Below are 24,379 nucleotides of genomic sequence, written 5' to 3'. Positions count from 1 at the left end.
CGCATTGTTTCGGAATGGAGTGGAAATGATGCTGGGGCACACGATCGGCAGCATGCTGGATCGGCAGAAGGGCTTCGGCCCGGGGTTCGATTTTCTCCGTATTGCACTTGCGATTTCCGTCGTCGCCGCCCACGCGCCCTATGTCGCGAGCGGCAGTGGCGACGGCGAGCAGGCGTGGATCGCCTGGTTTCCGCACTACGCCATTCTCGTAATGTTCTTCGCGCTGAGCGGGTTCCTGATCGCGGCGAGCGGGCTGCGGCTCTCGCTGAAGGAGTTTCTCACCAATCGCGGCATGCGGATCATTCCGGCGCTTGCGGTCGAGATCGTGCTGTCGGCGCTGATCCTCGGGCCGATCTTCACCGCGCTGCCGCTGTCGGATTATTTCACCAACTTCGGCACTTACAAATATTTCACCAACATCATCGGCCTCGTGAACTACGTCCTGCCCGGCGTGTTCAGCGGCAATCCCGCGCCGGAGGTCAACAGCTCGCTGTGGACGGTGCCGTTCGAATATGGCTGCTACGCGCTGATGACGGTGTTCATCCTGTTCGGCCTGTTGCGCAAGCCGGCGCTCATCGTGCTCGGTGCACTGGTGCTGGTCGGCATCGGCCTTGCGCTCGCACTCACCGGGCATAGCGCGCAACCGTCGCAATTGCCCGCCGGCGTCGCCGGCACGGTGCATGACAGGATCTTCAGCACGGCGCCGTTCCTCGGACGCGGCGCGAAGCTGCCGGTCGCGTTCATGCTCGGCATCGCGATCTATCTCTATCGTGACCGCGTTCCCTACAACGGATGGCTTCTCGCCGCGTGCTGCACGCTCTGCGCAGGCGCCGCGCTGCTCGGCCCGGCGGACTGGATGAGCCAGCCGGTGCTCAATCTTCTGATTGCCCCGGCGCTGGTCTACATCACTGCATATCTCGGCGTCTCGAAGCTGCCGCGGCTGCCGCTGGTCTCGCGCGGCGACTATTCCTACGGCATCTATCTCTACGGATTTCCGGTGCAGCAGGTGGTGCGGGTATGGCTGCCGCAGGCGCCCGTGATCGTTCAGTTCGCGATCGCACTGCTGCTGATCACGCTGTTCGCCGCGTTCTCCTGGCACTGGATCGAGAAGCCGATCCTGAAACTGCGCAGCCGCTTCTCGTTCGTGGCGCGCGAGCGCCTTGCACCGGACGACGCGGCCGCGACGTGCCAGGACATTGCGTCGCTTGCCGTTGCCGCGAACGTCGTCCGCAGCAGACAATCCTCCTGACAAGGACCCAGCGCTTTCGCTGTTCAGGAGCTGAGATATCCGGCCAATCCGTCCCACAGCAGCTTGGCCGCAGTGATGACCAGAATGGCGTAGCAGGCACGGTACAACGCGCGCTGGTCGAGACGTTCATGCAGCCGCCATCCGGCCCAGACGCCGACCGGCACCGCCGGCACGCAAAGCGCCATCAGCATCCACAGGCTGCGCGACGGCGCGGCCAGCACGAGCCACGGGCCTGCCTTCAAGAGGTTGCCGACCGTGAAGAACAGGCTGGTGGTGCCGGCGTAGAGCGCCTTCGGCATGCCGAGCGGCAGCAGATAGATCGCAAGCGGCGGCCCGCCCGAATGCGCCACCATCGTGGTGACGCCGGAGGACAGGCCGGCGAACGTCGCCTTGAACGCCGAGCGCGGACGCGGCTTGATCTCGCCGCCGCCGAGAAACCACAGCGCGGCGAACACCAGCGTCACCACGCCCATCACGATCTCGACGGCATGCCGGTCGAGATCGCGCAGCACGAAATAGCCGAGGCCGATGCCGACGACGAGCGCCGGCAGCAGCATCGCGAGGTCGATGCGCGACCACGTGTTCGGGCGCCAGAACCGCAGCGCGGCAATGTCCATGACGACGAACAACGGCGCCAGCAGCGCGCCTGCCGCGATTGGGTCCATCGCCAGCGACAGCAGCGGGATGCCGACGATGGCAAAGCCGCCGCCGAACGCGCCCTTCATGAAGGCGATCAGGAAGACGCCGGCGAAGGCAACCGCGAGCAGGAAAGGCCCGGGCAGGTCAGCGACGATGGACGTGATCATGGTGTCGTGCGAAGCGTTGTGGTCGTACTCAACATGGCCACGCGCGCCTGCACGCGCAATCGAAACATTGCTCTCGGTGCACATTGCTCTCGGTGCAATTCGGCGTGCACGCGGCCTAGCCGGCGCGCATCCGCGGCAGGCCCGGCTTGTCACCGTTGATCACGGTGCGGCGGTCGGAGACGGCGTGGTGAAATTGCTCGAGCGTCAGCCCGATCACCGAGAGGTCGCCTTCCTCGATCGCGCCGTCGTCGTAGCAGTCGAGCGCCTCGCGCAACAGGGCATCCGCATCGCCCTGCATGGCCGCGAGCTGTTCCGCCGTCTCGGCGCCGCGCACCCGCGAGATCAGCGCCAGCAGATTGTCGCGATGGGTGATATAGTGCTCGCGCTCGTCGCGCTTCATGTAGTGGCGCAGCCAGGCGCCGGCCGAGCCGAGGCCGGAGAGCAGCAGGATGCCGGCCCAGATATAATCGGAGTATTTCTCGAGGAAGGTGCGCTCGGTACCGTCGATATAAGCGGCCGCGCCCGTATGCGCCGGCAGCGCGGCATCCTTGTCGGTATCCGGCTTCTCGATCTTGGCCGCCGCTGGCACGTCACGCGCGACCTGTAGGCGCAGCGTGAACAGCTGCCGGTCGAGCGCACCGACGATCGCATCATTCAGCGCATGCTGCGCGATGATGAGGTGATTGACGCTGACGGTCTCGACCTTGTCCTCGGGCCGCGCCGGGGACGACGAGAAGATGCTGCCGGCAATCTCCTCGGACTCGTAGCGCGGATGCTTCTGGGCAATCGCGTCCGAGACATCGACCGGGAGGAATACCGGCTCGCCGCGCGCGGCCGCCGTGGCCGCGATCGCTTCCGAGGTCACCTTGCTGTCGAGCGGGCCGACGGCCATGTAGGCGTCGAGCGAGGGATCGCGCGCGAGGTCGGCGATCTTGTTGACGGCGAACTGGCTGATCGTGACCTTGTCGGGATTGACGCCGGACTCGGTCAGGATCACGCGCAGCAGCGTGACATTGGCCGGGGTGCTGCCGATCACGCCGACCTTGTGCCCGGCGAGGTCGTCGATGCTCTTGATCTTTGCGGACCGCCGCTTGCCCTTGCCGCCCGAGGGCGCCCACAGCACGACGACATTCTTGCGCAGGATCGCAACCGATTCGGCGCTCGACGGCAGATCGAGATCGCCGCGCGCCACCGCGAGGTCGACCTTGTTCGCGCCGAACAGTGCGATGCTCTCGGCGGAGCCCTGCGTCGTCACCGGCTTCAGCCGCACCGAACTGCCATCGTGTGCAAAAGCCTGGGCGAAGCCCTGGATCAGCTTGACGTCTTCGCTGCCGGTCGGGCCGACCGCGATCGAGAGCGTCACCGGACGCAGCGCGTAATAGAGCGCGCCTGCGGCCAGTCCGAACACGAGCATGCCGGCCGCAAGGATCAAGAGCGACGAGTTTTGCCGTCTGATTCTGCGGCGCGCGGTGCCGGAATTTTCAGTCTGCTCTGACATCTGGTTGTCATGTTACACGAAAAACCGGCCGTTTGCCGTGAAAAAGAACCTAACATTTCGATGACGTCATACGTTTGAAACATCCATGTCAGAACGTCGTGCGAGCAGAATCGAATTAACGATTTGGATCTCCTGCAATGCGCATTCTCGTCGCGACCGATGCTTGGCATCCGCAAGTCAACGGCGTGGTCCGGACGCTGACGTCGCTTGCGCGCAGCGCAGCGACCCTCGGCGCCGAGATCGAATTCCTCACTCCCGACGGTTTTCGCTCGGTCGGTGTGCCGACCTATCCGGGCCTGCGCGTGGCGCTGCCGAACCGCCGCGAGATCGCGCGCCGGATCGAGGAGGCTGCGCCCGAGGCGATCCACATCGCGACCGAAGGGCCGATCGGCTGGGCGGTGCGCGGCTATTGCCGGCGCAACAAGCTCGCCTTCACCACATCCTATACAACGCGCTTCCCGGAATATGTTTCGGTGCGCACCGGCATTCCCGACAGCGTCGGCTATGCGGTGCTACGCCACTTCCATGCCGCCGGGTCGATGACGATGGTCGCGACCGACTCGCTGCGCACCGAGCTCGCCGAGCGCGGCTTCCGCAGGCTTGGTTTCTGGACCCGCGGCGTCGACACCAGAATCTTCAATCCGGACCAGCCGGCGGTGCTCGATCTGCCGCGGCCGATCTTCATGACCATGGGCCGCGTCGCGGTGGAGAAGAACCTCGACGCCTTCCTGTCGCTGGACCTGCCAGGCTCCAAGGTCGTGGTCGGCGACGGCCCGCAAAGGGCGGCATTGGAACAGAGATATCCCGACGCGATTTTCCTCGGCGAAAAGAAGGGGCAGGATTTGACCTCGCACCTCGCCGCCGCCGACGTCTTCGTGTTCCCGAGTCTGACCGACACCTTCGGCGTCGTGCAGCTCGAGGCGCTGGCCTGCGGCACGCCGGTCGCGGCATTCCCGGTCACCGGCCCGAAGGATGTCATTGCCAACCATCCGATCGGCGCGATCGACAAAGACCTGCGCAGCGCCTGCCTGCGCGCGCTGACGATGTCGCGCGCCGACTGCCGCAATTTTGCATTGGAGCGTTCCTGGGAAAACAGTGCGCGTCAGTTCATCGGCAATCTGGCCACGCTGCATCCGAGCCGCGCGCCGCGGCCCGCCCGCCGCGTTGCCGGCCGCAGTGCGGTTCCGAATTAACAGCTCAATCGAACGAGAGACGAGAGACGATCTATGGCTGAAATCATCAAGCTGGGTGCCGACCGTTCCATGGACTTCGACCGCGAGACGGTCGAGCAGGCCTATGATCGCTGGGCGCCGATCTACGACCTCGTGTTTGGCGGTGTGTTCAGCAAGGGCCGGCAGGCCGCGATCCAGGCCACCAACAAGATCGGCGGCCGGGTGCTGGAAGTCGGCGTCGGCACCGGCATCTCGCTGCCGCTCTACAGCCAGAACGTCCGCATCTTCGGCACCGACATCTCGGAAGCGATGCTGGAGAAGGCCAAGAAGCGGGTCACCGAGCAGGGTCTGAAGAATGTCGAGGGCCTCGCGGTGATGGACGCCGAGAAGCTCGAATTTCCCGACAATTCGTTCGACGTCGTGATGGCGCAGTATGTGCTGTCGGCGGTGCCGAACCCGGAAGCCGCGCTCGACGAGTTCGCCCGCGTGGTGCGTCCGGGCGGCGAACTGATCATCCTGACCCGCGTCAGCGCAGATGCCGGCGTCCGCCGCTTCATCGAGCAGAAGCTGCAGCCGGTGGTGCGCCCGCTCGGGTTCCGGACCGCCGAATTCGCCTGGTCGCGCTACACCAAATGGCTCGCGGGCGCACGCGGCATGGAGCTCGCGGAGCGCCGCCTGATTCCGCCGCTCGGCCACTTCTCGCTGGTCCGCTTCCGCAAGGCGGACGTTGCCAAAGCCGCCTGAGGCGGCCCAGCCCGCCGTTCCTCCCGGCTGAGGTAGCGCACAGCGCATCCCGAACCGGGAGGCTACGGTCTCCTTCGCCTTATCCCCGCAGACTTCGTCGGGATGAGGCAAAACCCTGCTCCGGTTGCGTCAAGGCGTCGCTCCGCATTGTCATATGTCATTATGATGATGTCACACGCGATACATCGAATCTCTGTAAATCCTGTCCCGAAAGATGTTGGGGGAACCAATGATCAAGAATTTCCTGCAAGAGCTGCGTACCCAGCGCTGGGATGACCATCGCTTCTACCATCACAGCCGGATCAACCAGAGCCTACACTTCGTCAGCGCGCTGAGCTTCCTGTTCGCTTATGTGATGCTGTTCTTCGATCCGGTCGTATCGGCACTGGTCGGCTGGCTGGTCTCGATGACCTCGCGCCAGGCCGGTCATTTCTTCTTCGAGCCGAAGGGTTACGACCACGTCAATCAGGCGACCCACGAGCACAAGGAAGACATCAAGGTCGGCTACAATCTGCAGCGCAAGGTCGTGCTGATGGCGATCTGGGCGCTGTCGCCGATGGTGCTGTACTTCGATCCGACCCTGTTCGGCCTGTTCAAGCCCTGGGTCACGATGGGCGACTTCACCCGCCAGGTGGCCAAGATCTGGCTCGTGGTTGGCGTCGGCGGCCTCCTGTTCCGCACCATCCATTTGTTCTTCATCCGCGATGTCGAGACCGGCCTCGTCTGGATGACCAAGATCATCACCGACCCCTTCAACGACCTGAAGCTCTATCACAAGGCGCCGCTGTTCCTGATGAAGGGCGAACTGATCGATCCGGGTCTCGAGAAGCACGTCAAGCACGCCTGATCGTTGCTCCCAGCGTCTTCAAACTGCGTCATGCCCGGGCTTGTCCCGGGCATCTACGTGTTGAGCATCGTCATTCCGGGACGATGCGCAGCATCGAACCCGGAATCTCGAGATTCCGGGTCTGGTCCTTCGGACCATCGCGGAATGACGGTGTTTATAATGGCAGGGACGGAAGACGGAGTGCGAGAGCAGCGCCAGCCCTCAGCGGCCGAACCTCACGGCGACCATCTCCTTCAGGATCTGGCGCTTGATGTTCTTGTTGGTGAGGCCGGGCTTATGCCACCACCAGCCGTCGCGCTTCATCTTCTCGGCCGCCGCGACGAAGCGGTCGCTGACCTCGGCGAAGTCGGCGTCAGTGTAGTTGAGGGTGAAGATCAGGCGGCCGGTGCCGACCCAGCTCAGCGCCAGTCCCTCGGCCCGCAGATAGTATTGCAGCATCCAGTTGTAGCGGGACGGCTCGGTGTAATAGACGGTCCAGATCGACGAGATGTTGCCGACGCGAACCGGAAGGCCCGCGGCTTTGAGCCGCTCGTTGAGCGCCCTGGCGCGGCCGTTCCAGGTCTCGTCCAGCCCGTTGTAGATCGAGCGGAAGTTCGGACTGGCGAGCCGGCTCAGGAACTCGTCCATCGCCGTCATCACATAGGGATGCGAGTTGAAGGTGCCGCGGGCAAAGCAGATGTCGGCCGGACGGTCGTCGCGGAAGCGGCGCATCAGGTCCTTGCGGCCGCACACCACGCCGACCGGAAGCCCGCCGGCCAGGCTCTTGCCGTAGGTCGCCATGTCGGCCTTGACGCCGAAATATTCCTGGGCGCCGCCGGCGGCGAGGCGGAAGCCGACGAACACCTCGTCGAAGATCAGGACGATGCCGCGCTCGGTGCAGACTTCGCGCAGCTTCTTCAGCCATTCGGTGTAGGCGGCGCGGTCGTATTTGGAGGAACGCGAGGAGTCGACCAGCGCGGAATCGCCGGGCGCGTTGGAATTCGGATGCAGCGCCTGCAGCGGGTTGACCAGCACACAGGCGATGTCGTTGCGCGTTCGCAGCACGTGCAGCGTCTTCTCCGACATGTCGGCGAGCGTGAAGGTCTCGTGCGGCGACACCGGGTTGCCGACGCCGGGCTGCACGTCGCCCCACCAGCCGTGATAGGCGCCGGCGAAGCGCACGAGGCGCTTGCGCTTGGTGTGGTAGCGCGCGAGCCGCACCGCCTGCATCACGGCCTCGGTGCCGGACATGTGGAACGAGACCTCGTCGAGGCCGGACAGCTCGCAGAGCCGCTTGACGTTGTCGACAATGACCGGGTGATAGGGGCCGAGCACGGGGCCGAGCGCGTGGGCGCGCTTCTCACCCTCGGCGATGCACTCCTTGTAGAAGTCGTTGCCGAAGATGTTGACGCCGTAGGAGCCGGTCAGGTCGTAGAACACATTGCCGTCGACGTCGGTGACGGTAACGCCGCTGGAGGCCTCGACGAAGGCCGAGGTGCCGAGATGTTCGCGCACCAGGCGGCTGTACTGGAACGGCACGCGGTAGGTTTCGGTGAACTGCAGGTCGGAGATGCGCTCCGTCACCTCGGCGGTCAGCGCGCGGCCCTTGGGGTAGCGATCCCCGTAGAGGCCGGCGAGGCGGAAGAACCCGTCCTGGCGCTGCATCGCGACGTCCTTCGGCGCGCCGTCGGAGCGGAAGAAGTCGTCGATGTCGAATTCGTAGTGCGGGACCATCCGCGCGACCATCTTGGACATCTTGGAATGTCCGGTCAGCGAGCGGTGCTTGGCACGCGACAGCGCGATGCGGGCCTGAATTTTGGGGAAAGCTGCGGCGGCGCCGGCAAGCGCGGCGGCGGACAGCGAGAGAATCGGAAGGGATGTTTCCATGACAGAAGCGCTAGCCTCAGCACCTAACAGATTCATGACAGTCAAGGGCCTGATCTCGGCATTCACCCAGCAGGAAGACCTCAATTTCCTGCTAACCAACCGGATTCCGCGGGCCGCGCTGACCCGCTTCATGGGCTGGTTCTCGAAGGTCGAGAACCCCCTGGTGCGCGACGCCTCGATCGCCTGCTGGAAGCTGTTCTCCGACCTCGATCTGTCGGAGGCCAAGAAGACGGAGTTCAGGAGCCTGCACGATTGCTTCACCCGCGAGCTCAAGCCCGGCCTGCGTCCGGCCGCAGCCGATCCCGCCATCATCGCGAGCCCGTCGGATGCGATCATCGGCGCGCATGGGCGGATCGAGGACGGGCAATTGTTCCAGGTCAAGGGCGCGCCCTATTCACTGCTCGATCTGGTCGGCGATCCCGCGCTGCTGGAGCAGCACCGGAACGGCCGCTTCGTCACGCTGCGGCTGACCTCGAGCATGTATCACCGTTTCCACGCGCCCTACGATCTTGCCATCGACAAGGTGACGTTCATTCATGGCGATGTCTGGAACGTCAATCCGATCGCGCTGAAGCGGATCGAGCGGCTGTTCTGCAAGAACGAGCGCGCGGTGCTGCGCGCGAAGCTTCCAACCGGCGAAGCACTGACGCTGGTTCCGGTCGCCGCCATCCTGGTGGCGAGCCTCCGCCTGCATTTCCTCGACATCACGCTGAACGCGCAATCGCGGGGCCCGGTGGATTTTCCCTGTGACGCGCATGTGAAGAAGGGCGACGAACTCGGCTGGTTCGAGCACGGCTCGACGATTATCGTGCTCGCGCCCGGCAATTTCGAATTCTGCGACAATGTCGCGGAGGGAACGCGGATCAAATGCGGCGAGCCGCTGTTGCGAAAACCAGTGATTTGATCTCGCGTTTTTCTTCGCGTGTCATTGTTTGAGCAAGTTCTGCCCGGAAAACTGGTTTCCACTTTTCTGGATCATGCTTTAGAATGACTGCGATCGTCGTGCGACGATCCTAAATCGCAAACCTTTAGGACACGAGATGGCGCGGACGCCTGTTCTGGCGGCGGGAGGCATTGTGCTGCGGCGGGAGAGCCCGCCGCGCTTTGCCGTCGTGCGCCTGCGCAAGCGCAATGAGTGGGTGTTGCCGAAGGGCAAGCTCGATGATGGCGAGACCGCGCGCGCCGCCGCCGAGCGCGAGGTGCTGGAGGAGACCGGCCACGATGTGGAGGTGCACGAATTCCTCGGTACGCTGGTCTATGATTCAGGCGGGCGCTCAAAAGTGGTGCATTACTGGCGCATGGATGCCGGCGGCAAGCCGGTGCGCGAGTTGATGAGCGACATCAGGGAGGTCGACTGGCTGCCGCTCGATGCAGCGCTCGACCGCCTGTCGCGCGGCTATGAGCGCGCTTTCCTGGAAAATGTCGGCCCGATCGTGTTGCAGACAGCGGCGAATGCCGAGCGCGAGCGGCGCGCGCGGGCGAGAGCCGTGGCCGCAGAGCGCCGGCGGATTCGCGAAGCCGCAGTGCCACAGGTCGTCGACGAGCAGGAGGTCGCCGACGCGCCGGATGTTGCCGATGTGGCCGCGCCGGCGGAAACGTCGGCCATCGATCAGCCGCCGCTGGCGCAAGGCGAGCCCGATCCGCCGGCAATGGCGCCGCAAGACGTTCCGGCGGCCGCACCAGATCCAGCTGCCGAGACGGTGATCCCTGAACAAGCGCCGCCATTGGTGCACGAGGTCCCGCCGGCCGGCGCGGCACCTCAGCCCGCGCCGCGCAAGAATCTGATCGAACGCGTGCGCGACTGGCTGCGTCGCGCGGCGTGATCATCCGCACATCTGACGGCGTGCCGTTGGCTGCCAGGCGTCGATGTCGCGCTGCAAGGCAAGACACTCGGCAAGCCGCTTGGGCGAACCCAGGTCACGCGCCAGAAGCTGTGCCGCATGAACTTCGGCCATGGCGCCGCGAACGTCTCCATGTTCCAGCTGGAGGCTGGAGATCTGAAGCCTCAGCCGCACGATCTGAACCCGCCCTTCGATGCTGGACCACAGCTGGCGAGCGAGATGGAGATGCCGCATGGCTGTTTCATGATCCTGCCGGGAAAGCGCGAGGATCGCCTGCGCTTCGTTGGTGAGCGCACGGATCGAGGGCATCGGCCAGCGATCCGGACTTCCCGAAAGTTCGCAGATCAATGCCTTCGCTCGGGCGGTCCGATGCGTGTGTGCGGCAACCAGCGCCAGATGCGCGAGCAGGATTCCGCGCCGCTGCAGCGTCCACCAGGTCTTGCCGATCAGACTCCGCTCGAGGCTTGCATAGGCGGCTTCCGCTTCGCCTCTTGCGAGCAGCAGCATGGCGCGGCCCGGTTCCGGGCACCAGCCCAGTGTGTAAGCCCTGTCATAGGCTTCGAGCGCTGCGTCGTCATTGCCGATCGCCGCCTGAATGTCGCCCAGCACCCGGTTGGCATCGCCCAGAGACCAGGGCGCATCGCTGGTCAGGCGCGCGAGCGCGTCCTGAATGCGCGACAGCGCTTCGTCGAGCGAGCCTCTGATGCCAAGCACCTCGGAGCGGTGCAACTGGCATGAGCCCGTCAGTTCCATGCCGCTGCCAGAGCAGAAGTTCTGGTAGCTCCGAGTCCACTGGTCGGCGCGTGCCCAATCTCCGAACATCCGGGCTGCCCAGAGGATGTTGCAGTAGAGGTTGCCGCCCATGATCGGGTCCAGATTGTTGCTGGACAGGGCAACTGCGGCGGCATGGTCTTGATCGGCCAGTCCTCCGTGCGTGTCGCCGAGGCACAGCCGATAGAAGCCGCGATAGGCCAGGCTCAGCGCTTCGATATTGATCGCGTCCTTGTATCTGACGGCGGTGTAGGCAGCGTCGGCCAACGCGAGTGCCTGTTCCGGCTCGCCATCGAACGCAGACAGTTTCGACTTCATCCACAACACCAGGGCCGTCGTCGGGGGATCGTCGAGCGTTGAAGCCCAATCCTCCGCCCGCGCGAGCCAGCCCTTTCCGATCGCGGCCTGGCCGCTTTCGAAATGCAAGGCCGAGAGCGCTATCGCGTCGACCGTGGCGCCTGCCGCGTCACCGGCCTGGCTGCGTGCGCCGACCGCGCGAACCAGAATCGGGATCGCTGCCGTGGCTCTGCCGAGGCACTGCAGGGCAAGCGCCCAATCGTGGAAATCTTCAGCGTCGAGCTGGCCGCTTTCATCCGCGCTCGCGAACAGGGTCGCTGCCTGCAACCACAATTGTCCGGCCGCTGCGCGTCGGGCGAGACCGATTGCACCGATTGCACCGACGGTGCCATCGACTTGCTTGGGGTCAATGCGTTCCGGCTGCCTGATCTCGGACTCGAGGAAGAAGCGATAGCCTTTGCCCGGCAGATTTCGGATCGCGCCGTCCATGCCGCCGTTGCGGAGCGCGGCGCGCAACGCACTCACCGCCCGCTGCAGCGAGTTGTCGGTGACCGTCACATCCGGCCAGACGGCTTCGAGGAGTTCTTCCTTGGAGATGACCCGGTCGCGGTGTCGAACCAGATAGATCAGCAGATCGAACACGCGCGGCTGCAATGGGACCTCTTGGCGCGCGCACAGCAGCACGCGTCCAGCTTCATCAAGCTCGAACAGTCCGAATGAGAATGCCATGTGTATGAGTTGGGGTTCGGCGGAAAAGGTTCAGGCAAAGATCAGACAAAGATCAGGCAATGATCAGTCCGCGGTAAGGACAGTCGGCATCGACGGCGTCTATAGCTCATCATGGCTCGCCATGAGCGCAGCCTGCCGTTCAACAGTCGCAACCGAGGAGATTTCGATGGAACTCTATGTCATTCGCCGTCCGAGCGCCTGGGCGAACATGAGCGAGCTGGAACTCGCCGGCGCAACGTCCGCCAGGATCGGCGACGAGCAGATGCCGGACCGCGTCCGCTGGATCCGCAGCTATGTGGTGCATGAGGCGGACGGTCGCATCGGCACATTCTGCATATACGAGGCGCGTGACGGTGACTCGATCCGGGAGCATGCGCGCTGCGTCGGCATGCCGGGCGAGGAATTCTACAAGGTCGCGGCAACCGTGGTGGTGCGTGGTGATCCGGTCCAACCGCCCATTGCAGCCGAATGACGCCTGCGCGGCGTCGCATGGCGGATCCCGGCCAAACCTGATCCGGGGCGCCATCACACTTCGATCAAGGAAACGATTATGTCGATTTTATTCATGGAATCCATTTCAAGTCCGGTACGAAGGCATTTTTCCTTCCTGCTTTTGCGTATCCGCCGGATCGTCAATCAATCGGTCGCAGGCATGCTCGCACGTCGCGAGCGGCAGGCCAGTCGCCTGATGCCGCGCGAGTCCGGCGGCCGTCAGTCGAAGGGCGCCGGCAACCGCTGCTCGCGGCCGGTCGGCCGAAGCGCACTGCTCGGGCTGGTGATCGCGGGTTTGTCCTCACCCGTGTTCACCAGAGCGGAGGAGCCTGTCGCTCGGGAGCATCGTGCAGCTCCGGCGCAGCAGGAGGCCTCGACTCAGCGTAACAGCCACGGCTGCAGGCATCGCTCGGACTGGAGCATCGTCGCCGCATCGACCATCCCGGTCCTGATCGACCGCCGCACGTAGCGCGCAGGACATTTGAAGTCATTGCACTGCTCGACGCCGTTTTGGCGCAACTCGCGGACTTTCGGCGAAGCCGGCGGCCTCGCCACGAGCCGCATCACATTTTCAAAGGAGATGCACATGAATGTTCAGACCGAAATGCCGACTGTCGATCTCGCCGCCGTCAAGGCGCGCCAGCAAGCCATCTGGAGTTCGGGCGACTACGCGATCGTCGGCACCACGCTCCAGATCGTCGGCGAGATGCTCTGCGAGGCGGTCGACCTGCGCAGCAATCAAATGGTGCTCGACGTCGCCGCCGGCAACGGCAATGCGACGCTGGCCGCGGCGCGGCGCTTTGCCGACGTGGTCTCGACCGACTACGTCGCAGCGTTGCTCGAGCGCGGCCGCGAGCGGGCGGCCGCGGAGCGTCTGCCCGTCACATTCCAGGAAGCGGACGCGGAGAAGCTGCCGTTTGCCGACGCGAGCTTCGACGTCGTGCTGTCGACCTTCGGTGTCATGTTCACCGCCGACCAGCAGCAGGCGGCGAATGAATTGCGCCGCGTCTGCCGCATCGGCGGCAAGATCGGACTTGCGAGCTGGACGCCGGAAGGGTTCATCGGCCAGGTGTTCAAGACCATCGGCAAATATGTGCCGCCGGCGCCGGGGGTGAAATCTCCCGCACTGTGGGGCACCGAGGCGCATCTCGGCACCTTGTTCGGCGCGCAGGCGACGCTTGATGCCAAGCGCAGGCACTTCAATTTCCGTTACAGGTCGCGCGAGCATTTCCTCGAGATCTTTCGCACCTATTACGGTCCGGTGCTGAAGGCGTTCGGCGCGATCGATCCGGTCAAGCAGCAATTGCTCGCCGCCGACATGTTCGGCCTGATGGACCAGTTCAATATCGCCAGGGACGGCACGCTGGTGATCCCGGGTGAGTATCTGGAGGCTGTGATCACCAGGCGGGGCTGATCTGCCGCTCGCCTTTGGTCGATCTGCGCGTGGCGCCGGCGTTCTCGCCGGCGCCATTCGCATGTTTGATCGACATTGATGCGATCGCTCGGTTACTGACGCTTGTCCCTGGGCGGAGGCTTCGCACCGCGCGGCGGAGGCGGCGCGCGCCGTTGCTGGAAGCCTGGACGCGCCTGCACGGCGGGCCGTTGCATGCCCGGACGCGCGCCCGGTGCGGCCTGCTGGACGCCGGGTCGCATCTGGCCGGGCGCCTGCGGCACAGGCTGTGCGGTGCCTTGTCGCGGCGCGCCCGACTGACCCGGCTGGGCCGCTGGTGGTCCTGGCTGGCGCACGCCGCCCGGCGCCTGTGTGCGGCCGGGCTGCAGGCCGCCTTGCCGTGCCGGCGATTGTTGTCCGCCGGGTTGCGTCGCACCGCCTTGGCGCGCGGGCTGTTGTCCAGCCGGGGTCTGGACGCCGGGCGCGCGCGGCAGCGTCGCGCCGCCGGGTTGGCCGGGCAGCGCATGCTGTGCGCCGCCTTGCTGCTGCGTGCCGGGCTGCTGCGAGCCTTGCCGGCCAGGCGTGCCCGGTTGCTGGCCGGGACGGTTCTGCTGACCCGGCTGCTGCGGGGCGTTGCGGTTCTGGCCCGGCAATCCGTTCTGCCGCTGCGGGTTCGGCTGCACCGGCTGGCCGCGGTTCGGATAGGGCGCGGCCGGATTCGCCCTGCGGAAGTCGGGATTGGCGCGGCGGAAGTCGCGCTGTTCGGTCACGACCTGACGGCCGAGCGTCTGCGCGCTATGGACCTGGCGCACAAAGCCCTGGTCGCGCGTGATCTGCTGCGGCGAGATCGTCAGCGGCACCGCTGCGAAGCGGGCGCCGCCGGTGCCCGGACGAATCGCAAAGCCGCTCGCGCCGCGCGTCAGCACGCCGAGCGAAGCGCCGCTGCGGTCGTTGACCTCGATGCGGCCGACATGTCCGTCGGCGTCGGGATAGAGCTTGATGCCGACATTCCTGCTGGTCGCGGTGGCGCCTTCGGGCACCTCGACGAGGCCGGTGGTGCCGCGGATGCCGAGCGTCGCGGTCGGGGTCGAGATCTTCATGTCGCCGGTCTTGGCGACCGCGGCGGCGACGAAGGCCGCCGTTCCCTTGGTGACGTTGAATAGCGCGCTGTTCTGCTGGCCGCCGTCCTCATAGACATAATTGTCGATTGTGATCCTGGCATTGGCGCGCAGGTTGAAGGTGGTGCCGTCGTTGAAGGTGATGCCGAGCGAGGAGGTCGCTGATGTCGCGACCTCGTCATTGGCAAAGATGTCGTCGCGGATCTGCAGCGGCGTCGCGGTGTTGTTGCGCGTGACGGTCGCGGTTCCTGTCAGTGTCGCCACGTTGCCGATCGGCTCGGGTGCCGCGGGCTGCGCATTGGCGGCCGGCGCCGGCGCTGCAGGCGCGGGTGTTGCGGGAGCAGGCGTAGCCGGCGTCGGACTCGGCGCCGGGGCGGGCGCCTGTGCGAACTGCGTCAAGTCCGTCGCGGCATTGGCCGTTGGTTGCCAACCGATCGTGACGCCGGCGCCAAGCAGAAGCGCAAAGAGAAAGCTGCGGCGCATCACCATCGATTCCCGGGGAGGCAGTGGGCACGGCAATTGAGCCGCGTCAGGCTGAATGCCGGATGAACGGTCCGGCCTTGTTGTCATGGCGGACCGAAACGATCAAGCACCGCGCTCCGTTACCGGAAGCGCGGTGCCTGGTCGCTGCTGGGGTTTTGCTTAGCCACGCTTGTGAGGAGTGATATTGAGCGGTTTCGCCGACTTGGCCGCGGGCGCATAACTCGCGGGTTGCGCGGCCGCCGGTGGCACGTAGTGGAACACCGCCTTGCAGCCGTCGCTGAGCAGCGCGCGCTGGCGGATCATGCAGGCGGTGACGCGATCGACATCGGGGATTTCCGAGCCGCACAGCCGCATGGCGTCGCTGGTGCACATCTGCTGCTGCTCGTCGGTGTAGGCAAAGGACGCCGAGGTCAGCAGACCGAGCGTGAACACGGTCGCCGCCAGCAGTTTGCCGTGACGAAGCGCGGAAGCGGTGAAAGCCATCATGTCCCCCTTGTGATCGCGCCGAAGCAGCGCGTTGTCGAAGCCATCACTAGGCAGGCTTGGTTTCGGGAATTCTTCATCGCCAGGGCAAAATGGTTTCGTTGCGCGGGCCGTTTGTTTCGTCAACCGCACTCCGATCGGGGGTTACGGCGCCGCGGGCACCGGTGCACCTTCGAGCGCGAGCACGGCTTCGCGCTGGGCCTCCGGCATGGCGCGGATGCGGCGCCTCGCGGTGAGGCGGAGCGCGGCAAAGCCGCCGAGGAACACCACGATCTTGCTCACGATGCCGAAGATCGGCATCACGACGGCCCATGTCGTGATCTCGCAGGTCAGCGCGACGAAGGCGTTCACACCGGCGGAGACGAACATCAGGGCGGCCCAAGCATAGCCGACCCTGACGGCGACGTCGGGCACGACTTTCTGCGCGATCCCGGGCAGGTAGCGGTTGAGCCAGCCGGGTTTGAGCATCACGATGCCGACGATAGCGTAGATCACGCTCGGCTTGAACAGCACGAAGCGCGGGTCATGGGTCAGCAACGTGGCGGTGCCGGCGGCGACGACCAGGAACAGGCTGAGCCACTCCATGGTGTCGATCCGCTTGCCGCGCACGATCTGGACGCCGATCTGCACGACGCCGAATGCGACGCCGAGGCCGACCGCGAGCGCGGTGTTGTGCGTCAGCAGGAACAGAACCAGAAACACAAGCGTCGAGGCGAGGTCGAGGGCCAATAGCCTTGCCGCGGTGAGGAAGTGCTTCATATATTTGGGACCCCATCCTTATGATTGAACGATCCGAAGTCCAAGAGGGCCTGATGTCAATGGCCCGGGTGGATCGCGTCTCTGAGATAGATGCAGGCGAGCATCGCAAAGACGTAGGCCTGCAGGAATGCGACGAGCAATTCGAGGACGGTGAGTGCGACAGTGAGCACCAGCGGGAATACACCGCCGATCCAGCCGACGGTGCCGAGCGAGATGCCGAGCATCGCGACAAAGCCCGCGAACACCTTCAAGGCAATGTGGCCGGCGAGCATGTTGGCGAACAGACGCAGGCTGTGTGAGACCGGCTTCACAAAGAAGAACGAAAGGACCTCGATAAACACGACCAACGGCATGATGTAGATCGGGATACTGGACGGCACGAATATCATGAAGAACTTCAAACCATTCCTGTACAGGCCGTATGTCAGCACCGTGAACCAGACCAACAATGCCAGCGCCGCTGTGACGATGATGTGGCTGGAAATCGTGAACGCGTAGGGGACGATGCCGACGAGGTTCGAAACGCAGATGAACGAAAACAGCGAAAAGATCAGCGGGAAGAACTTCATGCCCTCCGAGCCGGCATTGTCGTGGACCATGCGGGCGACGAACTCGTAGGAGATTTCGGCGACCGACTGGAGCCGCCCGGGGACCAGTCGTCGTCCTGCCACGCCCCCGATCATCAGGACGGCGATCAGCGCGACCGTCAGGAACATGTAGAGCGACGAGTTGGTAAAGGCGATCGCGTGATCGCCGATGCGGCCGATTGTGAAAAGCGGTTCGATCTTGAATTGATGGATGGGGTCGATGGCCATTTTGCTCTCGAGCGGCAAGGCCGGGATAGATTGCCCAAACCCGGCGGCCGCAGGCCTATCGAATTCTGAAATCGAGGAGCGAATTTTCAGTTTGGACGGGCGATTTCCGCCTGATCGTCCGGGTTTTGCCCGCCCGCCGCCCGTCGGCGAAACTCGCTCGGCGTCAGCCCGGTGTCGGCCTTGAAGGCGCGGTTGAACGGCGCCAACGACTGGAATCCGGCCTCGAGCGCGATCGTCAGCACCGGCACCTCGGCCTGGCTGGCATCGGCGAGCGCCGCCTTGGCCTCGTCAAGTCGATAGCGGTTGAGGAAGGCATTGAAGTTGCGGTGGCCGAGCCCGTCGTTGATCAGGGTGCGCAAGCGGTATTCCGGCATGCCGAGCCTGACCGCCAGCACGCCGATGGTCAGCCCCTCCTGCCGATACGCGCGCTCGGTCGTCATCAGTTGGTTGAGGCGATTGAGCGACGCGCGGTCCTTAGGCGTTGGGCCGTCGGTTTCGAATGATCCGGATCCCCGGCCGCCGGCCGGACCACCGGAGCCCGCGCCGGCAACCGCCGGCTGGCCCTCGGGCGGATCGAACAGCATCGTCCAGATCGACAGCAGCGCGAATGCACCAAGGCCGAGTGCGCCGCTGAAGCCGATGGAGCGGGGCGGAATTGCCGCCAGCCCTGCCAGCGCCGCAACGTTCATCTGGAGGCCGATCCCGATCACCAGTGCGATGAGGATCCGGCCCCGCGCCGTGGTCACGGCGATGCGCCAACCCTTCACAATTTGCGCGATCCCGAGCCCGGCGAATGCGATCGTCGCCAGCGCCAGCGCGCGGCCGCAGGTCTGGGCGAGATCGGGCCAGATCGTCCAGCAATTGTGGCTCACAACGCCAAGGACGGCGAGCAGCGTCCAGGCGGCCGCATGCCAGGGCCGCAGGGTAAACCGCTCGTCGAACATCGCGCGCGCCCATAGCCAGAAAATCACCGGCGAGCCCATGGCAAAGGCGACGAACGGAGAGCTCCAGCCGAATGACGATGCGGGAAAGAACGGCGCGGTCGAAATCGCGTAGGCTGCGCCCGCGACGCCCATCGCGGCGCCGAGATACGCGGCGCGATGCACCGCCGCGTAGCGCAGCAGCAGCACTGCGCAAGCCACCAGGAACAGCGCGACCACCGCGCCGCGCAGCCCGAGTTCAAGAGCCGTCATCGCCATCGCAAGCCGCTCGCGCGTTCAAATCACCCTCGACACAGCTGTCTTATAGCGCGCCCGGCGATCCACATGAAGCGGACTGTCGGGCGGGCAAACCTGATATCCGCTGTCTCCGTGCGGCGGCAGTCTGGCCGCTGCAGAACACGCCACCGAAGGCGCGGCCCTGCGCGCGCATCGCATGCGAGCCCCTCATCGCGATCGTCGAGTCGTAGTTGCGGCCGGAGCGAACGCAAAAAGTAAAGCGCCCGGCGGGGCAGCCGCCGGGCACTGAACTCATGCCTGGTCGAATATTCTAGAACACGCCGAGAATAATGGCGCCGACGAAGGCTAACGCGATGTACGCGGCCACAATGCTCAGCTTGCTCAGCAGAGGACTCGCGAAATCCATTGGGGAAACTCCCTCGTTCACAACGCTGCCCGCATTAACGTCAAAGTTAGCAAGGGGTTCCAGGCCGAAAAAGTCAGTCTTGTTGTCAGGCCCGCTATTCGCGGCAATGCCGCATTGCGATGCACGGCTCAAATAGCCGCCGAATCAAGGCGTTGACGCGCCGCAAATATATTCAACGGCGGGTACCGGCTCCAGGCGCCGGATAACGGTACCGTTCGGATGTATGTCGGTTGCTGTCGCTTCTGCCGCGCGCATCGTGAGCCTGTGTCGTTGCGCCGCAAGGCTACGCCGCCAATTGTTGTGCGCCTGTCACAAAGCATACCCAGATTGCCGCCGGAATGACCGGGGCTCACCCCCGGTAACGTACTTGGGGGCGTTACGTGAAATCCGAGTTTCTGAGCCGCGCAAGCCGGCTTGCGCGGGCTATTTCTGCGACTTCCTTGGGGTTCTCCTGTCCGGCGCTGGCCGCAAGCTTCAGCACTCCTCCGAACAGCACGACGGCGCAGACCGTCTCCAACAATGACACCGGCGCCGTCGCCGCCGGCAGTAGCCTGTCGGTGACGGGCACCGCGATCACCTGGATCACCGGCCTGTCATCGCCCGGCGTCGTCATCACCAACAACGGCACCATCTCGGCGACGTCGCGCGGCATCGACACCTCGAGCAGCGCCATCAGCGGCAATCTCACGCTGATCAACAATGCCGGCGCGGTCTTCACGGCATCCAACGATGCATTTCGGATCAATGGCGGCCTGAGCAGCGGTTCGGTCACCGTCGACAATGCCGGCACCGTCCAGTCGACGGGCAACGGCCGCGTCTTCGACTTCGTCAACGCGACGTCGAACACCAACGTGTTCTCGATCACCAACCGGAGCGGCGGCACCATCAGGTCATCAGGCAGCGACGTGATGCGGATCGGCGGCGGCACCACCACGATTACCAATTCCGGCCTGATCGACGCGACCAATACGGCCGGGTCTCGCGCGATCCGCGCCACCACCAATCTCAACAACGTGATCTCGCTGTCGGTCGTCAACAGTGCGGGCGCGACGATCCAGTCGGCGGACGACGCCATCCAGATCAACGGCGCGTCGGGCAGCAACAGCACGACCGCGGCCAGATTCTCGGTCGACAATGCCGGCACCATCAAATCGGCGACCGGCCAGGCGATCGACTTCGACAATCTCACCTCGACCGCCGCGAGCGTCCACATCACCAATCGCGCGACCGGCCTGATCACCGCGGCCAATGCGGATGCGATCCGTCCCGGCGAAAACTTCACCATCGACAATTACGGCCAAATCATCGCCAATGGCACGATCGATCCCGCAACCGGCCGGCCCAGCGCCGATGCGATCGATCTTCAGGGCGGCCACAACGGCACCGTCAACAATTATGCCGGCGGCCTGATCTCGGGTGCCAAGAACGGCACCGCGGGCGACGCCGGCACCATCACGGTCAACAATTTTGCCGGCGCAACCATCATCGGCCGCAACGGTGCGGGTGTCGGCGGCGGCAACGCCATCGTCACCAATTACGGCACCATCACCGGGGCGATCGACGGCGTGTCGACGCGCAGCGATGGCGACGGCATCGATATCGACAATGTCCTGACGCTGACCAATTACGGCATCGTCCAGGGCACCGGCGCGACCGGCGCCGACGACGGCGGCCGCTTCAACAACAGCGAAGGCCTTGCGATCGGCGGCGGCACCGTCCGCAACTACGGCACCATCAACGGAGCCGCGGCGGCCATCGTCGTCAACAACGATTCAAATCCGGACCATTCGCGCAGCGGATCGGCGGCGCTCGACCTGATCAACTACGCCGGCGCCACCATCGTGGGCAACAACAGCTATGCGATCCGTTCCGAGAACAAGACCGGCAATGCCGCCGTCGACAACGACAGGATCGTCAACTACGGCACCATCATCGGCAACGGCACGATTCCCGATCCCAACGGCGTCACGCTGCTGCAGAACGGCACGCCCGATACCGGCTCGGTCGGTACGCTGAACGGCGTGACCTATACCGGCACCGGCGCGACCCGCTTCATCCGCGGCGACGGCGCGGCGATCCAGACCGGCGAGGGCGCCGACGTGCTGTCCAACTACGGCACCATCATCGGCAATACCGGCCGCGCGATCAGCATGGAAGGCGGCGACGACACGCTCAATCTCTATGGCAGCTCCTCCATCACCGGCCGGATCGATGGCGGCGTCGGCACCGATACGCTCAATCTGTTCGGGCCGGGCTCGGGCACGCTCTCAAATGTGATCAATTTCGAGTTGCTCAACGTGCAGGGCGGCGTCTGGACCGTGACCGACGCGCAGAACTACCAGAACGGCGCCACCATCGGCTCCGGCGCGACGCTGTTGGTCAACGGCTCGCTTGGCAATGCCGTGACGGTCAATGCCGGCGGCACGCTCGGCGGCAATGGCAGCGTCGGCAATGTCCTGGTCAATGGCGGCACGCTGTCGCCGGGCAACTCGATCGGCACCCTGACGGTGCAGGGCAGCCTGACCTTCACCGCCGCATCGGCCTATCTGGTCGAAGTGTCGGCCGCGGCGTCCGATCGCACCAATGTGACAGGCGTGGCAACGCTCGGCGGCGCCACGGTCAACGCGTCCTTCACCGGCAGCACGTTCCGGAAGCAGTACACCATCCTGAACGCGGCCGGCGGTGTCAGCGGCCGTTTTGCCGGGCCGGTCAACAGCAATTTGCCATCGAACCTCATCTCCAGCCTGAGCTATGACGCCAACAACGTCTATCTCAACCTGGCGCTGAATTTTGCCGCAACCGGAAAGTTCAGCGGCAATCAGGCCGCGGTCGGCAATGCGATCACCAACTCGTTCAACAGCACCGGCAGCGTTCCCGCCGCATTCAGCGCGCTGACTCCGGCCGGGCTGACGCAGGCGTCGGGTGAACTCGGTACCGGCTCGCAGCAGACCACGTTCGATGCCATGAACATGTTCCTCGGCGTCATGACGGATCCCTTCACCGAAGGGCGGGGCGTGTCTGCAAATGGCGGCGCGTCGCAATTCGCCGGCGACACCATGAGCGACGCATCGACTGGCATGTCGCGCGCGAAGGGCGCGCGCGACATCTATGCCGCGATCTATCGCAAGGCGCCGCCGCCACCGCAGACGTTCGAGCAGCGCTGGAGCGTCTGGGCGGCGGGCTTCGGCGGCGGACAGAGCACCGATGGCGGCACCGCCGTCGGATCGAATTCGACGACGAGCCGCATTTTCGGTGTCGCCGTCGGCGCCGACTACCGGATCTCGCCCGACACGATTGCCGGCTTTGCGCTCGCCGGCGGCGGCACCAATTTCAGCGTGGCCAATGCGCTCGGCGGCGGACGCTCCGACCTGTTCCAGGCCGGCGCCTTCATCCGTCATGGAGTCGGTCCGGCCTATCTGTTGGGTGCGCTCGCCTATGGCTGGCAGGACGTCACCACCGATCGCACCGTGACGATCGCCGGCATCGACCGGCTGCGCGCGCAGTTCAACGCCAATGCGCTGTCGGGCCGGATCGAAGGCGGCTATCGCTTTATCACGTCGTGGTCGCTGGCGTTGACGCCCTATGCCGCCGGACAGTTCACGACCTACGATCTGCCTGATTATGCCGAGCAGGTGCTGTCGGGATCGAGCGCGTTCGCGACGGCCTATGGCGCCAAGACCGTCACCGCCACGCGCAGCGAACTTGGCGTCCGCAGCGATCGCTCGATCGCGTTGCAGGATGGCATTCTCAGCCTGCGCGGCCGACTTGCCTGGGCGCACGACTACAACACCGATCGCAGTGTTGCCGCGACATTCCAGACGCTGCCGGGCGCGTCCTTCGTGGTCAACGGCGCAGCGCCTGCGAGCGATGCGGTGCTCACCACCGCGAGCGCGGCGATGAATTGGACCAGCGGCTGGTCGGCGGCGCTCACCTTCGAAGGCGAGTTCTCCGACGTCACGTCGTCCTATGGCGGCAAGAGTGTCGTTCGCTACACGTGGTGATGGCGATCAGGGCGCGCGTTGGCCTGCCGGGTTCCGCCGCATGGTTAAGGACAGCTGAAAACAACGCATCGAAATGCGTTGAAGAGTCTTTAATCAAATTCGCAGAACCTCCGCGCCATGACGCGTGGAGTTCGTTTGTATCTCGTCGGCTCCCTTGTCCTTGTGTCGCTTGCTGGTTGCGGTCGCGGTCTGTTTCAGACTGCCGAGCGCGAACCGTGGCGGGCCGAGGCCGAGGCCGCATGCCTGAAGTCGGGCGCGGTCAAGGAAAGCGCCGACCTCGTCCGCATTGATCCGATCTCCGGCCCCGGCGTCTGCGGCGCCGAGTTCCCGCTCAAGGTCGCCGCGCTGGGTGAAGGCAGTGCAGCTTACGGATTTGCCGACGACAGCCTGCGTCCGCCGGCGTCAGTCGGCAACCAGCCGCGCTGGCCGATCAACCGCCAGCCGTCTCCGTCGCCCGCGCAGGCACCGTATTCCAATCAGGCCGTCGGCCAGCCGAGCTATGGCAACGAGCCGAGCTATGGCAGCCGTCAGAATGGGCCGGTCTCGCTGTCGGCGCCCGGCGTTCCGCCGCAGCAGGACGAGATCGATTTGCCGCCGGACGGTCCGTCCGACGCCAAGGGCGAGCGACCTTATTATCCGGGCCTGCCCTCCAATCCGCAGCGCGACAGCGCGGCCGCGCCCTATTCACCGGCACCGTATTCCCAGCAGCCGCCCGGCGCGCCACCGCCGCCGCGGCTCGGTCCCTCGAGCGGCAATCCGGTGGTGACGGTCGGCCCGGTCGCAGTGAAGCCGGCGGCAACGCTGGCGTGTCCGATTGTCTCGGTGCTCGAGCGCTGGCTCGCCGATTCCGTGCAGCCGGCGGCGCAGCGCTGGTTCGGCGCGCGTGTCGTCGAGATCAAGCAGATCTCGGCCTATTCCTGCCGCGGCATGAACGGCAATTCGCACGCGCATATTTCCGAGCACGCCTTCGGCAATGCGCTCGACATCGCAGCCTTCACGCTGGCTGACGGTCGTCGCATTACCGTGAAGGATGGCTGGAAGGGCCTGCCGGAAGAGCAGGGCTTTCTGCGCGATGTCCAGGCCGCCGCCTGCCAGCAATTCACCACGGTGCTGGCGCCGGGGTCCAACGTCTATCACTACGACCACATCCATGTGGATCTGATGCGCCGGGCCAGCCGGCGCCTGATCTGTCAGCCCGCCGCCGTCTCCGGCGAGGAGGTCGCGGCGCGTGCCGGCGGCCGTAACCCCTATGCAACGCGCGAACCTTATGTCACAGGATCGCTCGGCGGCAGAAAGCCGGCCCCGCGGGGTAAGGCGGGGGTCAACGAAGAAGACGAATTCGCCGACGAATAGGGACGCGTCTGATACCCGTATTTTTACTGGGTGACACCGTGCAAACGGTAGCCACTTTTGTTGCATATGCTCGCTGAGTCG

Annotated in this window: 20 protein-coding genes and 1 pseudogene; 11 read left to right on the top strand and 10 right to left on the bottom strand. The window is 65.0% G+C overall.

The annotated features are described in order from the left end of the window. Positions 1 to 28: 28 nt before the first annotated feature. On the top strand, positions 29 to 1,249 hold the full coding sequence (locus E2I15_RS20560; protein WP_246668203.1) for an acyltransferase family protein: 1,221 nt from the start codon (positions 29 to 31) through the stop codon (positions 1,247 to 1,249). A gap of 23 nt (positions 1,250 to 1,272) precedes the next feature. Here E2I15_RS20560 and E2I15_RS20555 read toward each other — a convergent pair whose 3' ends face one another. Then, positions 1,273 to 2,055 (bottom strand): sulfite exporter TauE/SafE family protein, encoded by a 783-nt coding sequence (locus E2I15_RS20555; protein ID WP_137480530.1) that lies wholly within the window; start codon positions 2,053 to 2,055, stop codon positions 1,273 to 1,275. A 115-nt stretch (positions 2,056 to 2,170) separates the two neighbouring features. Next, on the bottom strand, positions 2,171 to 3,553 hold the full coding sequence (locus E2I15_RS20550; protein WP_137480532.1) for a TAXI family TRAP transporter solute-binding subunit: 1,383 nt from the start codon (positions 3,551 to 3,553) through the stop codon (positions 2,171 to 2,173). A 137-nt stretch (positions 3,554 to 3,690) separates the two neighbouring features. On the opposite strand from E2I15_RS20550, the gene E2I15_RS20545 reads away from it, so the two are divergent. The 3 genes from E2I15_RS20545 to E2I15_RS20535 all read left to right on the top strand — a co-directional run bounded on the left by E2I15_RS20545 (position 3,691) and on the right by E2I15_RS20535 (position 6,316). Next, positions 3,691 to 4,746 carry a glycosyltransferase family 4 protein gene (locus E2I15_RS20545; RefSeq protein WP_137480534.1) on the top strand — a complete coding sequence of 352 codons (1,056 nt, stop codon included), beginning with the start codon at positions 3,691 to 3,693 and terminating at the stop codon, positions 4,744 to 4,746. Between the two features lie 33 nt (positions 4,747 to 4,779). Continuing rightward, positions 4,780 to 5,469: a class I SAM-dependent methyltransferase gene (locus E2I15_RS20540; RefSeq protein WP_050629930.1), complete on the top strand. Its 690-nt coding sequence runs from the start codon at positions 4,780 to 4,782 to the stop codon at positions 5,467 to 5,469. 229 nt (positions 5,470 to 5,698) lie between these two features. Continuing rightward, entirely contained in the window at positions 5,699 to 6,316 is a 618-nt protein-coding gene (locus E2I15_RS20535; protein WP_016841638.1) for a hypothetical protein, read from the top strand. 201 nt (positions 6,317 to 6,517) lie between these two features. Here the strand turns inward: E2I15_RS20535 and E2I15_RS20525 are convergent, their stop codons facing one another. Continuing rightward, positions 6,518 to 8,182, bottom strand: coding sequence for an aminotransferase class III-fold pyridoxal phosphate-dependent enzyme (locus E2I15_RS20525; RefSeq protein ID WP_137480536.1), 1,665 nt, complete (start codon positions 8,180 to 8,182; stop codon positions 6,518 to 6,520). A 34-nt stretch (positions 8,183 to 8,216) separates the two neighbouring features. On the opposite strand from E2I15_RS20525, the gene asd reads away from it, so the two are divergent. After that, positions 8,217 to 9,086: an archaetidylserine decarboxylase gene (gene asd / locus E2I15_RS20520; RefSeq protein ID WP_137480538.1), complete on the top strand. Its 870-nt coding sequence runs from the start codon at positions 8,217 to 8,219 to the stop codon at positions 9,084 to 9,086. Between the two features lie 136 nt (positions 9,087 to 9,222). Beyond that, positions 9,223 to 10,005: an NUDIX hydrolase gene (locus E2I15_RS20515; protein WP_137480539.1), complete on the top strand. Its 783-nt coding sequence runs from the start codon at positions 9,223 to 9,225 to the stop codon at positions 10,003 to 10,005. Here E2I15_RS20515 and E2I15_RS20510 read toward each other — a convergent pair whose 3' ends face one another. Beyond that, a complete protein-coding gene (locus E2I15_RS20510; RefSeq protein ID WP_137480540.1) occupies positions 10,006 to 11,820 on the bottom strand; it encodes a winged helix-turn-helix domain-containing protein in 1,815 nt (604 codons plus the stop codon). Between the two features lie 166 nt (positions 11,821 to 11,986). On the opposite strand from E2I15_RS20510, the gene E2I15_RS20505 reads away from it, so the two are divergent. The 3 genes from E2I15_RS20505 to E2I15_RS20495 all read left to right on the top strand — a co-directional run bounded on the left by E2I15_RS20505 (position 11,987) and on the right by E2I15_RS20495 (position 13,726). Further along, positions 11,987 to 12,292 (top strand): nickel-binding protein, encoded by a 306-nt coding sequence (locus E2I15_RS20505; RefSeq protein WP_028332582.1) that lies wholly within the window; start codon positions 11,987 to 11,989, stop codon positions 12,290 to 12,292. 78 nt (positions 12,293 to 12,370) lie between these two features. Next, positions 12,371 to 12,781 carry a hypothetical protein gene (locus E2I15_RS20500; protein ID WP_137480542.1) on the top strand — a complete coding sequence of 137 codons (411 nt, stop codon included), beginning with the start codon at positions 12,371 to 12,373 and terminating at the stop codon, positions 12,779 to 12,781. Positions 12,782 to 12,898: 117 nt separating this feature from the next. Further along, a complete protein-coding gene (locus E2I15_RS20495) occupies positions 12,899 to 13,726 on the top strand; it encodes a class I SAM-dependent methyltransferase (protein ID WP_246668204.1) in 828 nt (275 codons plus the stop codon). A gap of 92 nt (positions 13,727 to 13,818) precedes the next feature. On the opposite strand, the gene E2I15_RS20490 is transcribed toward E2I15_RS20495, so the two are convergent. From E2I15_RS20490 to E2I15_RS39280, 6 genes and pseudogenes are all read right to left on the bottom strand, one after another. Beyond that, positions 13,819 to 15,303 carry a FecR domain-containing protein gene (locus E2I15_RS20490; protein WP_422109860.1) on the bottom strand — a complete coding sequence of 495 codons (1,485 nt, stop codon included), beginning with the start codon at positions 15,301 to 15,303 and terminating at the stop codon, positions 13,819 to 13,821. 159 nt (positions 15,304 to 15,462) lie between these two features. Beyond that, positions 15,463 to 15,912, bottom strand: a complete 450-nt coding sequence (locus tag E2I15_RS20485; RefSeq protein ID WP_137480628.1) for a hypothetical protein — start codon at positions 15,910 to 15,912, stop codon at positions 15,463 to 15,465. 18 nt (positions 15,913 to 15,930) lie between these two features. After that, positions 15,931 to 16,545, bottom strand: coding sequence for an inner membrane-spanning protein YciB (locus E2I15_RS20480; protein WP_137480548.1), 615 nt, complete (start codon positions 16,543 to 16,545; stop codon positions 15,931 to 15,933). A gap of 56 nt (positions 16,546 to 16,601) precedes the next feature. Then, positions 16,602 to 17,360 (bottom strand): F0F1 ATP synthase subunit A, encoded by a 759-nt coding sequence (locus E2I15_RS20475; protein ID WP_137480549.1) that lies wholly within the window; start codon positions 17,358 to 17,360, stop codon positions 16,602 to 16,604. A gap of 86 nt (positions 17,361 to 17,446) precedes the next feature. Then, positions 17,447 to 18,559, bottom strand: coding sequence for an AraC family transcriptional regulator (locus E2I15_RS20470; RefSeq protein ID WP_137480551.1), 1,113 nt, complete (start codon positions 18,557 to 18,559; stop codon positions 17,447 to 17,449). Positions 18,560 to 18,680: 121 nt separating this feature from the next. Then, a pseudogene (locus E2I15_RS39280) lies at positions 18,681 to 18,779 on the bottom strand (DUF2147 domain-containing protein); the annotation flags it as partial. Positions 18,780 to 19,324: 545 nt separating this feature from the next. Here E2I15_RS39280 and E2I15_RS20455 point away from each other — a divergent pair. Together E2I15_RS20455 and E2I15_RS20450 are read left to right on the top strand one after the other, a co-directional pair. After that, on the top strand, positions 19,325 to 22,945 hold the full coding sequence (locus E2I15_RS20455) for an autotransporter outer membrane beta-barrel domain-containing protein (protein ID WP_246668206.1): 3,621 nt from the start codon (positions 19,325 to 19,327) through the stop codon (positions 22,943 to 22,945). 117 nt (positions 22,946 to 23,062) lie between these two features. Continuing rightward, positions 23,063 to 24,298, top strand: a complete 1,236-nt coding sequence (locus tag E2I15_RS20450) for an extensin-like domain-containing protein (protein WP_137480553.1) — start codon at positions 23,063 to 23,065, stop codon at positions 24,296 to 24,298. The last annotated feature ends 81 nt before the right edge of the window (positions 24,299 to 24,379 follow it).

It is taken from the genome of Bradyrhizobium sp. BR2003 (assembly GCF_009720285.1).
Classification (GTDB): Bacteria; Pseudomonadota; Alphaproteobacteria; order Rhizobiales; family Xanthobacteraceae; genus Bradyrhizobium; species Bradyrhizobium elkanii.
This window is presented reverse-complemented; position numbering and strand designations above follow the sequence as displayed.